The organism is Microtetraspora sp. AC03309 (genome assembly GCF_020826795.1).
GTDB classification, from domain to species: domain Bacteria; phylum Actinomycetota; class Actinomycetes; order Streptosporangiales; family Streptosporangiaceae; genus Microtetraspora; species Microtetraspora glauca.
On record NZ_JADDIL010000040.1, the window covers coordinates 68,023 to 80,025 of the forward strand.

The following is a 12,003-nucleotide window of genomic DNA, read 5'->3' on the forward strand; positions in this document are numbered from 1 at the left end:
GGTCACGCGCTGTGCCGCCGCCTGTGGCGCACCACGCGCCACGCGACGAAGGCCGTGACCGCGACGGCGAGCACGATCCAGGCGTAGTTCTGGTAGCGCTCGATCACGCTGTAGATGACGCCGATCTTCTTCCCCGCGAAGTAGGCCACACTTGCCCACAGGCCGACCCACAGAACCGCGCCGATGGCGTTGAACATGAGGAAACGACGCCAGGGCATCCCGGTGGTTCCGGCGACGATGCCGTTGATCTGGCGTAGCCCTTCGACGAAGCGGGCGATCACCACGATCTTGCCTCCGTGGCGGAGGAAGAACCTCTCCGCCGTGTGGAAACGCTCCGGCGTGATCAGGATGTAGCGGCCCCAGCGGTGGATCAGTCTTCGGCCCCCGACCCGGCCGATCAGATAGCCGATGTTGTCGCCGACGATGGCGGCCGCCACCGCGACGATGCCCACGAGGAAGATGTTCAGCTGCCCGGCTCCCGCGTAGACCGCGGCCGCGATGAGGATCGCCTCGCCCGGCGCGGGGATGCCGAAATCCTCAAGAGCGATGAGCCCTCCGACAGCGGCGTAGCCGTACTTGTGCAGCAGGGGAGCCAGGTCGGCCAGTGGGCCGGGCAGCGGTGGGCCCATGCGAGCACTCTATGACCGCGCAGTTCAAGGGCCCTGCCGACAGGCGGAGCACTCCGCTGGCACACTGATTCTCATGCAGAAGATTTCACTGGATGCTCTGGTTCACGAACATCTGAAGCATGCCGCGACCGCCTCGACCGGGCGCAGCGCGGAGACCGTGTACGGCGGGCACGAGCACGTCCTGCGCCAGACCCTGCTCGCCCTGACCTCCGGCACCACCCTCGCCGAGCACGAGAACCCGGGAGAGGCGACCCTGTTCGTTGTACGCGGGCGGCTGCGGTTGCACAGCGGCGACACCTCGTGGGAAGGGCGCACCGGTGATCTGCTGATCATCCCGGAGGCCCGCCACAGCGTGGAGGCGCTGGAGGACACCGCGTTCCTCCTCACCGTCGCCAAGCGCCCCTGAAGGCCCCGCGCCCACGGGTTCACTCTCGGGTCGTCACCCGCCGGGGACACCGGCCGGCAGCTCGGGCACGAGCGAGCCATGGTCCGGATCGTCGGGGTCCGGCATCTCGACCCATCCCGACGGCCAGGTCGAGGTGCTACCGGCGTTCCGCCTCCAACGCACCTGGCCGAAGTCCGTCTCGTGCGTGAAATCGGCGCCCTCGAAGTACGCCGCCGGTACGCCCGCCGAGGCGTTTCCCAGACCGGCTTTCGGGGCGTCTTTCCGGGGGCCTTTGGAGGCGCCTCCCGGGGTGGCGACACATGAGGCGGCGGAACCAACCTCTCATGGGTTCACTTCACCCCATCTGACGGCTCCACGCCATCAAGGATGGCAATCCGCTTCGTCTCGGCCGCTGTCGCGATTATTTATGACCCGGCCAAATCCTGTAATGACGCATCACCATGAACCGTGATGGGCTGCCGCAGCGCCTGACCACGTCCTGTCCGGCCACGGGCCTGTTCGACAGCAACGGCTGGGAAGGCAAGACGATCAGCGGCGGACGGCCCCCTTCCGACGATCGGAAGGGGGCATCTGAACCGGATCCTGACGATCAGGTTCTCGGCCAGTGGCGATCACCCTCGGTCGCGATATGTGAGGCGGGAATTCCAAGCCGTTCACTAGAGGGGTTCAAGCTCGCTGTCGCACAGTGGCGCGGAGGACAACCCGAGACCTCCGAAAGGAACGGGCCGCAATGGAGCCGATTTCCCGCACCACGCTCGACGACATCGCCCTCGATGGAGCGGAACTGGACGAGAGCCAGCTTCTCGGGATCACCGGGGGCTACCAGAAGATTCCGCCGCACAGCTGGACCTCCGCGGACGGCGGAAGCGTCATCGACGACCTCGTCTAGGCGGCCCAGGCCCGAGAGCCGTCCCGGCGGCTGAGGATGTACGGGTGCGGGGGGGTGCCAGGCAGGACTCCCGCACCTGGTGTCTCGCGGACCCGTGACGAAGGAATGACGAGGAATCCCGTTGCCGTCACCTCATGTCCTTGTCCTTACGTACGACCATGAGGAGGATGCGCACGCTTCGCGCGTCTGTGATCTTCTTGTGGGGCGTGGGGCGCGGACCACGGTGTTCAACCCGGCGAGCTTCCAGAGCAGGTCGCGGGTGGATCTGTCCTACCTGGACGGCGCGGTCGGCAGGCGCCTCCGTATCGGCGACGAGACCGTCGACTTGGACACCCTCACGGCTCTGTGGTGGCGTCGGCCGATGCCTGTGGCCGCCGACCCCGTCCTCACCGACGAGACGATCGCCGACTACACCGTCAAGGAGTGCCAGAGCCTCCTCACCGGCCTGTGGGAGCATCTGAGCTGCCCGCAGCTTCCGGCGCGTGAGTCGGTTTTCCGGAGGGCCGGGCACAAGCCCCACCAGCTCGCCCTCGCCGCCGAGCTGGGCTTCCAGATCCCGGAAACCGTGATCACCACGAGCGGGGAGGCGTTCCTCGACTTCCACGACCGTCACGACGGCCGCATCATCACCAAGCCGCTGAACCTCCCCTGGGTGGAGGACGCCGAAGGCGAGATCGTGATGAGCCGGGCCTGCGAGCCGGTCGCCGCCCGCGACGTGGCCTACACCGACGCGCTGCGGTTTTGCCCGGTCATCGTGCAGGAGCGGATACCCAAGCGAGTCGAGCTCCGCGTCACCGTCGTGGGGCGCCAGGTCTTCGCCGCCGAGATCCACTCCCAGGTCGCGAACCATGCCAGGTTCGACTGGAGGCGGTACGACATCCGCGTCACCCCGCATCTGGTTCATCGGCTGCCCGACGAGGTCGCCACCCGCTGCCTGGCGCTGACGGACCGCCTGGGGCTGCGGTACGGGGCGATAGACCTGATCGTCACCCCTGACGGCCGCTACGTCTTTCTGGAGATCAACCCCAACGGCCAGTGGCTGTGGATCGAGCACCTCACCGGCCTGCCGATCAGCCAGGCCTTGTGCGACATCCTGCTCGAAGGAGCCTGACCATGCCCGCCCCGCCCGATCGGCTTCCCGAGGCTCTGCTCGCCGATGCCCTCGCCTACCTCGGAGAGGTGACCGGCCTCCAGCCCCGCGAGGCCAGGGGACATCTGGGCGCCCTGCATGAGCGGTACCCGGACGTGCCGATGAGGCTGGTGTGGCGCCGCGAGGCCGCCGACGAGTCCTGTCACTACGACCTGCTGATCAAGACCGCCGCCGGCACGATCTCGCTGGCGCTCGCCTCCAACCAGGTTCTGCCCTGGCCGATGCGCGGCAGCCAGCCGTCAGGGGACCAGGTCGTCGTCCGGATCAACGGTGTCGATGTGAAGATGGAGCAGGTGGTCTCCATCTTGGACGTGCTCTGGGGCGACGTCCGGCTGGCCGAACGGCTGGTCAACGCTCACCTCGTGATGGAGGAGACCTCCAGCGGGCGGACGGAGCTCACGGACGGCGAGCTTCGACAGGCGATGGACGCCTTCCGCCGCGCGCGGGGCCTGCTGACCGCCCAGGCCACCCGGGAGTGGATGGCGCAGCGCGGGCTCGCCCTCGCCTCCCTGGAGGAACTGGTCGCCGAGCAGGCCGCGGCACGGCGGCTGCGCCGGAGGATCGTGGCCGGACGCGCGGAAGCCGTCTTCGACGCCCACCGCGACGATTTCGACAGGTTGCACGTCCTGCGGCTGCGCTACGCCGAAACGGAGGCCGCGCGGGCGGCGCTCCCGAGGCTGCGCGACGCCGCCGACCCCGTCGCCCTGGCCGCGAGGGAGGTACTCGGCAACGCGGCGACCTGCCAGATGGAGGAGGTGCGCCGCCGTGATCTGCCCGCCGGGGCCGCCGGGGCCAGGGCCGGGGATGTGCTGGGCCCCTTCCCCGCCGACGGCGGCTCCGCCGTCGTGTACGTGCTCCAGGTCCGACCCGCGATCCTGGACGAGGCCACCCGTGCCCTGATCGAGGGGCGGGTCTTCGACGAATGGCTGGCCGAGCGGCGCGGGAAGGCCACCGTCGAGTGGCTCTGGGGAACGGTCGCCCGTACCGAGGTGCTCAACGCGGCGCTGGGGAACGCCCCGAGCGCCGGGTAGATCCACGGCCATCAGAACGATCACAGCGCGTCTCCCGGTCGGAAACGCCCTGGTCTGTGTCCGCTGATGCCCGCGATCCCAGGTCAGCGTCGTTCACGGCTACCGGCGACATGCGGCTGGCAGCAGTTACCAGACGGACAGCCCTACGCCTCATGCCGTGCAGGTATAGCCACTGTCGGTCCAGCAGAGGTCCGCGGCTTGCACTGTGATCCTTATCGATCCCGTGATCTTCCAGCTCGTACCAGAGGTATTCGCTGACTTCGATCCCTCAACGAGTACGGCTGACAGACCTATTGGGCCTTCCCCGAAAAGGCCCTTTCACGTTCTCGGGGCGAGGCGTTTCCCTCGGGTGACTCTCCAGAACAACCATGCCTGAAGCGCGCCGCATGCCACGAAGAGAGCCCAGATGACCAGGGGGATGAGCCATCGCTGGTCCATCGAGAACCAGGAGTCCCACACAGCCTGCTGGGTCTTGTCGATCAGCCAGAAGAGCGGCCAGCCGAGTGGAACGACCAGGATGATCGGCCACAGGACCACGCTGTCCTTACCAGCCAGCAACCCACCCAAGCTGGTAACAGCGGCAATGGCGAGGGCGGCCAGGTAGCCTCCCGCGAAGATCTTGGCCCCGCGGTCGTTCGTGTACCGCTGGACCACTCTGCCGCCCTCCTCTGATCACTTGTTGGCGGAGGCGTCGGGCAAGATCGTGACATTGTCTGGACATAAAAAGAACCCCTGACCGCAAATTTGCTGGCCAGGGGCCTCCTGATACAGAGCTGTCTTGGGGAATCGAACCCCAGACCTACGCATTACGAGTCTCGTGAAGGCGCTCTCGGATGTGTCCGCCGATGTCCGTCACGCTCATCAGCTCTGCTCTTCGTCCCGCCGGGCCTGGACGTCTTCCCACTCGCCAGGCAAGGACGTCTCTCCGCAGGATGCACCGACTTTATCCCCGGTACGACTGCCTCTAGTCGATGCAGACCCTGTCCGTCTTGTTGTTGACGGCCGAGGCCAGGTTGAACGCCGCGTTCCGGGGGACCGACCCCAAGTAGTCCCAGTAGCCCACCCAGTTGTAGAGATGGACCGCTCCGTTGCCCCTGTTGTAGATGGAGGAGATCCGGTCGTTGAGGCCCATCGTCCCCAAGTTGAAGCACTTACCGCCACTGGGCGCGATCCAGATCCTGTTCACTCCGTTGGCGCCGTCGTAGTAGCAGGAGTGTCCCGACGCGCAATCCCATGAGAGGGCGCTGGCCGGGGCCGGGTTGATGGCCAAGCTCATTGTCGCGGCCGCAACCGTCGCCAGCAGCACACTGATCGTACGCCGTGTTGTCACCAAGATCACTTCCCTTTGGGGTTCGGTGATGGGTGGTACATGGTCATTCCGCACCGGTGAGTTTCGGTTTGTCGTCCGTTCACTTCTTCCGAGCTCAGGGACATCCTGCGGCGAGGATCCGAGTTCCGTAACCTATAAGGTTCGAGGGAAGAAGTCCGGGCGTCGGCCGATCACCTGGTTGTGGTCGCTGGGCGATCCCCGGCGGCGCGACGCCGTCTCGACGTAACCGAGCGTCTGGCCGAGATCCATTCCCGTTACGATCCCGAACATCTGGCCAGCCGGTCGATCATCGAATGGCGCTCCCGGCTCACAGCGGCCTGGCTGATCGGCATCGATCGTCGCACGCGGTTCCGCAGCCGCCTCCACGCGATGCTCCTGGACAGCGAACTCGTCTATTCAGGCCAGGGGTACTGCTTCGCCTTCGCCCGGTTGGCCGACGAGCCCGCCGCCGCATCACTCGTCGCCTACCTGGACCGCTACCTCCCCGATCCAACCTGCTACTACAACCAGGACTGGGCGATGGGCGCGCTGCTCCACCTCGACGAAAGACTGAGAACCGATCACGCCGCTCGCTTCCTCGCTCCACATGGTCTGTGGGCGAGATCGGCCATGCACGGCCAGGACCCGGCGGAGCTGAAGGAGAAGATGGACAGGCGGTGCTCATTCGCGGAGACCATCACCTCATGACCGTTGGCTGTCATCCGATGCACGGAAGGCCGGTTCCGGCGAGGTAGTGGCCGATTCGCAGGCGCATTGACCGGCCCATCGAAAGCGTCTTGACATGGTCGCGGGGTATCCAGCGGACTTCGCGGGGCTCGGGCGGTGAGCACGATCGAGAACTCCTGCCGGGCCTCGCCGTTCGACGTATAGAGGATCACGTGCGCCGGCGCGCCATGGCGGATCTCCCCCGGGGCGACCCCCAGGCTCCTGCGGACTCTATTGGCTTGGCTAGCTCCCACTCCGACATCAGAGTCACCCAGCGTTACATCCACATCGCCACCGCGATGGCCATTGACGCGGTTCGGCAGATGGGACGGGCACTGTGGGGGAAGGGCGAATTGCAACCAGAAACGATCACAGGCGTCTCCCGGATGGGAAACGCCCTGGTCATTGATGGAGCCGCCTTCGGGGATCGAACCCCAGACCTACGCAATACGAGCAGGATTGGAGATGTCCACAGACGTCTACCTGTTGACGTAAATGCCCGCTCACAAATGGGGGCCCAGCCTCGCCGATTCCACAGCCGTCCACGGCCGTCCAGCGTCGTTGTCAGCACTGGCGTTAGCAAGATTACTGGGGTCACTTGACCGAACGAACGGCCGCTACCACTCTGAAGGATCCCCTGAGAGGCTTTCGGCGTGTCTTGGGCTCACTTCCTCGATGACGGCCTCTTGGCGACCCAGCGCGGCCGCGACCGCCGCCTGTCAGGCCGGCATGTTGTGCTCTGCCACGTCACGAACCGGGAGAGGGGCTGTGCCATTCCGGTGAAGTCGGATGGTTTTTACGAGGGCCGGTGGATATCATGCATGCAATTGCTGGTGCAATCATCAGAGCCCAAGGGGATCTTCAACTTGTCGCGTTGAAACTGTCGCGCAGCAGGGAGTGCCTTGAATATGCGCCGGCCAAAACATCTCTCCGTGCGCCAGCGCGTCAATGTGACGCTCATCGGCACTGCCACCGCAGCGGCGACGTTCGCGGCGTCGGCGACCGGCCTGTATCTCCCCGATGATGACCCGAGTCCGACCCAGCTCGCCCTCGCCGCCCTCGCATCGGCGCTGACCGGGGGACTCGCCGCCACACAGGTATATCGCGAGGCGCGGAGCAAGAGGGAATCCCGGAAGATGGCGCAGCTCACCCAGGATGAGGATGAATCCCGGGCCAGTGGCGGCCGGGCCTTCCCCCTGCCTCCCGACGTGAAGGACTTCACCGGCCGGGAGGACGTGATAGCGCGCCTGAAGGGATTACTCCGCGAAGGCAGGCGTCGCAAGGGAACAGCGGTTGTCATTTCCGCCATCGCCGGCCAGGGGGGTGTAGGGAAAACCACACTCGCCATTCATCTGGCCCATACCATGCGCGAAGAATTCCCCGACGGCTACCTCTATGTGAACCTCCGCGGTGTGGAAGACCAGGTGCTCGACCCGGCCGAGGTCGCCGCCGGATTTCTGCGCGACCTCGGGGTCGCGGGAGCGGCGATCCCGGACGACACCGCCGAGCGGATCCGCATGTACCGCGACCGGCTGCATGGCAGGCGGATGCTGATCCTGCTGGACAACGCGGCTGAGGAAGCACAGGTCCGCCCGCTCCTGCCGGGCTCATCCACGTGTTCCGTGCTCATCACAAGCCGACGTGACCTCAGGGCGCTCGAATCGGCGACCACCGTCCGGCTGGACGTACTGGATGAGCCTCAGTCTCTCGACCTGCTACGCCGCATCGTCGGGGCGGCGCGCGTGGACGCGGAGCCGGACGCCGCCCGTACCTTGGTGCGGTTGTGCGGCCACCTGCCGCTGGCCATCCGCATCATCGGCGCGCGACTCGCCGCGCGAAGCCATACGAAGCTCGCCTCGTTCGCGGCCAGGCTGTCCGACGAGCACCGCCTGCTGGACGAGATGCGCGTGGGAGACCTGGAGGTTCGCTCCAGCTTCGAGCTCAGCCATCAGGGGCTGACGGAGAAACGACAGCGAGTGTTCGAGCTGCTGTCACTGCTCCAGGCGCCCGACTTCGCTGCGTGGGTCGCGGGACCTCTCGCCGGCGTCTCCCCGCGAGAGGCGGAGGAACTGGTCGAGGGCCTGGTCGACCGCAACCTGCTGGAGACCACGGGCCGCGAGGGGGACGGTGACGCCCGCTACCGCTTCCACGACCTTCTCCGGCTCTTCGGCAGGGAGAAACTCGCCACGTCGATGCCGCAGGCGGCTCAGAAGGAAGCGCTGGCGCGGCTGCTCGACGTCTACGCCAACTATGCCGTACGCGCCGACCAGGGGCTCTCGCCTTCATCGGCGAACGCGGAGAAGGCCGACGACGGCTCGGCCGGTGAGTGGAGCGCGGAGGCGGTGGGTCTGGCCGGCCACCTCGCGAACAACCCAGCCGCCTGGTTCACCGCCGAGGAGGCGAGCCTCGTCGTGCTCGTGGCCCAGGCGCATGACAGCGAGCTCTGGCGTCAGACCCATGCCCTGGCCGAGCCGCTCTGCGACTTCTTCGACCGCTTCTCGCTCTGGAGGCCATGGACCGAGAGCTACACCCTCGCGGTGGAGGCCGCCCAGCGCAGCGGAGATCGGCGTGCGGAGGGTTACCTGCGGCGCGGGCTTGGCGTCGCCGCGTGGGAACAGCTCGATCTCGACACGGCCGACCACCACTATGCCGAGGCGCTGCGAATCTTCCACGCCATCGGTCAGCGGCGCGGCATCGCGGATGTCCTTTTCATGGCGGGCAACCTTCAGCGCCACCAAGGACGTTACGCCGAAGGAGAGGCTTCGCTGGAGAGTTCGCTGGCCTCTTTCCGCGAACTCGGGCTGCCACTCCAGGAATCCATGAACCTGCACAGCCTGGCATACCTGCGGCGGGACCAGCTTCGCCTGGAGGAGGCTGAAACCCTCTACAACACATGCCTGGAGCGTTTTCGCGCCGCCGGCGAGCGCTATTGGGAGGCGCACTCCCTGCACGGGCTCGGCGATGTGCTGATGGACCTCGGCCGCGCGGAGGAATCGGCCGCGTGCTTCACCGCGTGCGACGAGATCTACCGCGACCTGGGCCATGTTCTCGGCGTCGCGCACACACTGCACAGCCAGGCACAACTCGCCATCGTCCTGGGCGAATACAAGGACGCCAGTCGCAAGCTCGCACTGTGCGTCCCGCTCTTCGAGCGCTATGGATTCCGTCTGGGCAGCGCCCAGGCGGTCTACCACCTGGGCGAGATGCACCGGAAGAGGGGCAAGCCGCGGGCGGCCCGAGACCGGTATCGCGAATGCCTCCCCGACATCCTCAAAACCCGGCACCCGCTCTCGGAAGCGCGCGTACTGCGCAGCCTTTCCCTCGTCGAACACGACCTGCGCGAGCAGGGGGAAGCCGAGCGGTACAACAGCGAGGCCGAGGCCATCTTCCGGCGGATCGCACTCCCGCCTCGCCCACTGGCCTGACGGCGGCGAAATCATGTCCCCCGTCTCTGGAGCACCACATTGACCGAGAAGGCTTCCCCGATCCTGGTGACCACGGAGCATGTACCACACCTGGAGATCGTCAAGGTGCTCGGCATCGTCATGGGCGTGACCGTGCGGACGCGCAACCTCGGCGCGCAGATGGCCGCCGGCCTGCGGACCATCATCGGCGGGGAGATGACGGCGGTCGTCGAGTCCCTGACGGCCAGCAGGGAACTCGCCATGGATCGGCTGGCGGCCAACGCCTGCCTACTCGGCGCCGACGCGGTGATCGGTGTACGGCTGGTCACCTCGGAACTGGGTGACATCTGGACCGAGTTCTGCGCATACGGCACCGCCGTACAGGTCAGGAAGACACTGCCCTGAACTGCCCGTCGGGGTCATATACCGCGCCCGGCCCACGGGTTGAGCAGATGCGGGACGAGTGCCACCCCGAGTGCCCAGGTGGGCAGCACCAGGACCGTGCCCAGGATGAGCGGTGGCGCCCCCCACTGGTAGAGCCGCACGGTGTCCGTCGCGACCAGCAACTGGCCGTACGCGATGGTGAGCGTGAGGACGAGCATCGGCAGGACCGCGGCGTCGCCGACTAGCACGCCTGCCATGCACACGCCCCACGGCGTCACCATGAACAGCGGGTCCAGCCACCGCCGGTAGTGCGCGACCAGCCCCGCCACCAGTGGTTTGTCCAGCAGATCGTCATCGCCGAGCAAATCGGACGTACGCCGGGCGGTCAGCCGCAACACGACGGGCACGATGAGCCCTGCCAGCGGCAGCGGCGACCAGGCGAAGCACGCCGCGAAGACCGGACCCGTCTCCTTGATGCACCCGCACACTACCGCCAGCGCGCAGGCAAGGAGCGGTTGCTCGTGCTGGAGCGCGATCGCGGAAGCCAGCGCCCACGCCATCGACGATCCGTCCACGAGCACGCCCCACCGCAGGTTGATCTGCCACAGCCCCGGCAACCCGACAACCAGCAGCCCGCCCAGGGCGCACCGGAGTGGATCGTCCACCCAGTGTGAGAGCCACATCGCGGTCAGCGCCGGCAACGCCGCGACGTGCACCGCCGTCCAGCACCGCCACCTCGCGATGCTGTCCCGGCACACCGCCGGAGCGAGCCACCGCAGTCGAAACGGCATGGACACCGGGATCCCGGCGCCCATGGCCAGATACCGCATTCCGTCCGGCGACACGGTCAGCGGCCCCACCAGCAGCCGCCACATCGCCATGGCCCCCGAAAGCCCCAGAACGATTAAAGGCCCCCACAAGGCTCCCGACATCTCCACACCCACATCCGAATCCTCTTCCGCCGCTCCTCGCGGCACCAGACAGAGAACTCTGTCGATCAGCGGAAGCGATGACCATTCGCGCTATTGCGTGATTGCCAAGGCGGTGGTGCGGGCCACCGGGCGGGCGGTTTGCCTGGCCTTCGTTGAGGCGCTGCACGCGTTCGGGGCGCCGGGTGAGGTGCTCACGGACAATGGCAAGCAGTTTCACCGCGCAGTTCGGTCATGGCGGTGAGGCGCTGTTCGACCGGACGTCCGGTGGGCCGATCGAGTTCGAGCGGGTGGTGCCCGCCAGCGGCAATCTGGGCGTGGCGGGCAAACAGTTCTGGCTCGGGACCTCCCACGCCGAACAGGTCATCACCTTCTGGGCCGATGTGAACGTGATCCACCTGCTGGCCGGCGGCGTGCGGCTGAAGAGTCTGCGCATCCGTCGACGGCGGATCTGGCCTCCTTGTTCGCCCGGGGCGGTCGGTCGGCGGATCCTTCCCCCGCTGCCGCGGGTCGAGACCGACGCCGCCCTGGAGGTCGAGCGGACGGTGGCCAAGTACAGGATGGTCAGCCTGGGTGGGCGCCGCCTGTTGGCCGCTGGGATCCTGGCCGGACGGCGGGTCACCATCCGGATCGAGGAGAACATCCTGATGTTCATCGATCCCGACACCCACGAGCTGCTGCGCACCCGGCCCAACCCTCTGATCTGGCAGAGATGCCTGCGGCTACGAGGTGCCCGGCCCGCCGGCCCACCTCCCGTTCCCGCCCAGTCGCCGGTCACGGTGCAGCGCCGGGCCAACTCCTTCGGCGTGATCATGGTGTGCCGCCAGACCGTCTCCCTCGGCCGCCAGCACGCCGGCCAGGTCGTCACCGTGCATGTCAGCGACACCACCTTCACGATCGACCTGGACGAGGCGCCGCGCACCGTGCGGCGGACCACCGACATCCCGATCCGTAACCACAAGGCTCACCGGCCCCGCAAGGTCGACCATGTTTCCTAGATCACCTGTCGTCCATGTCCTGGGCCAGAAACGTCAGGCATCTCATGGGACTAGACAACTCGTGTACCTGACTGACCAGAAGAGCAATCGTCAAGACCTGTGGATCAAGATCTTTTAGGCGGCTATCGACGGGTCCTCAATGGCCGGT

The 12,003-nt window shown here is 66.8% G+C and carries 12 protein-coding genes; 8 read left to right on the top strand and 4 right to left on the bottom strand.

Translation table 11 applies throughout. The features are described from left to right. Positions 1-2: 2 nt before the first annotated feature. Positions 3-629, bottom strand: a complete 627-nt coding sequence (locus tag IMZ11_RS23595; RefSeq protein ID WP_228644522.1) for a DedA family protein — start codon at positions 627-629, stop codon at positions 3-5. Positions 630-702: 73 nt separating this feature from the next. On the opposite strand from IMZ11_RS23595, the gene IMZ11_RS23600 reads away from it, so the two are divergent. From IMZ11_RS23600 to IMZ11_RS23615, 4 genes are all read left to right on the top strand, one after another. Then, positions 703-1,035 (top strand): cupin domain-containing protein, encoded by a 333-nt coding sequence (locus tag IMZ11_RS23600; protein ID WP_228644523.1) that lies wholly within the window; start codon positions 703-705, stop codon positions 1,033-1,035. A 730-nt stretch (positions 1,036-1,765) separates the two neighbouring features. Further along, positions 1,766-1,924, top strand: coding sequence for a hypothetical protein (locus IMZ11_RS23605; RefSeq protein WP_228644524.1), 159 nt, complete (start codon positions 1,766-1,768; stop codon positions 1,922-1,924). A gap of 121 nt (positions 1,925-2,045) precedes the next feature. Next, complete coding sequence (locus IMZ11_RS23610) at positions 2,046-3,035, top strand: MvdC/MvdD family ATP grasp protein (RefSeq protein ID WP_255706947.1); 990 nt, start codon at positions 2,046-2,048, stop codon at positions 3,033-3,035. Between the two features lie 2 nt (positions 3,036-3,037). Beyond that, positions 3,038-4,105: a TIGR04500 family putative peptide maturation system protein gene (locus tag IMZ11_RS23615; RefSeq protein ID WP_228644526.1), complete on the top strand. Its 1,068-nt coding sequence runs from the start codon at positions 3,038-3,040 to the stop codon at positions 4,103-4,105. 318 nt (positions 4,106-4,423) lie between these two features. Here the strand turns inward: IMZ11_RS23615 and IMZ11_RS23620 are convergent, their stop codons facing one another. After that, positions 4,424-4,759, bottom strand: coding sequence for a hypothetical protein (locus IMZ11_RS23620; RefSeq protein WP_228644527.1), 336 nt, complete (start codon positions 4,757-4,759; stop codon positions 4,424-4,426). Between the two features lie 310 nt (positions 4,760-5,069). Beyond that, complete coding sequence (locus IMZ11_RS23625; protein WP_228644528.1) at positions 5,070-5,435, bottom strand: peptidase inhibitor family I36 protein; 366 nt, start codon at positions 5,433-5,435, stop codon at positions 5,070-5,072. Positions 5,436-5,615: 180 nt separating this feature from the next. On the opposite strand from IMZ11_RS23625, the gene IMZ11_RS23630 reads away from it, so the two are divergent. From IMZ11_RS23630 to IMZ11_RS23640, 3 genes are all read left to right on the top strand, one after another. Further along, a complete protein-coding gene (locus tag IMZ11_RS23630) occupies positions 5,616-6,122 on the top strand; it encodes a DUF6000 family protein (RefSeq protein WP_228644529.1) in 507 nt (168 codons plus the stop codon). Between the two features lie 950 nt (positions 6,123-7,072). Beyond that, a complete protein-coding gene (locus IMZ11_RS23635; protein ID WP_228644530.1) occupies positions 7,073-9,565 on the top strand; it encodes a tetratricopeptide repeat protein in 2,493 nt (830 codons plus the stop codon). 39 nt (positions 9,566-9,604) lie between these two features. Next, positions 9,605-9,949 carry a YbjQ family protein gene (locus tag IMZ11_RS23640; RefSeq protein ID WP_228644531.1) on the top strand — a complete coding sequence of 115 codons (345 nt, stop codon included), beginning with the start codon at positions 9,605-9,607 and terminating at the stop codon, positions 9,947-9,949. A gap of 14 nt (positions 9,950-9,963) precedes the next feature. Here IMZ11_RS23640 and IMZ11_RS23645 read toward each other — a convergent pair whose 3' ends face one another. Then, complete coding sequence (locus tag IMZ11_RS23645; RefSeq protein ID WP_228644532.1) at positions 9,964-10,809, bottom strand: hypothetical protein; 846 nt, start codon at positions 10,807-10,809, stop codon at positions 9,964-9,966. Between the two features lie 251 nt (positions 10,810-11,060). On the opposite strand from IMZ11_RS23645, the gene IMZ11_RS23650 reads away from it, so the two are divergent. Further along, positions 11,061-11,855 carry a hypothetical protein gene (locus IMZ11_RS23650; RefSeq protein WP_228644533.1) on the top strand — a complete coding sequence of 265 codons (795 nt, stop codon included), beginning with the start codon at positions 11,061-11,063 and terminating at the stop codon, positions 11,853-11,855. The last annotated feature ends 148 nt before the right edge of the window (positions 11,856-12,003 follow it).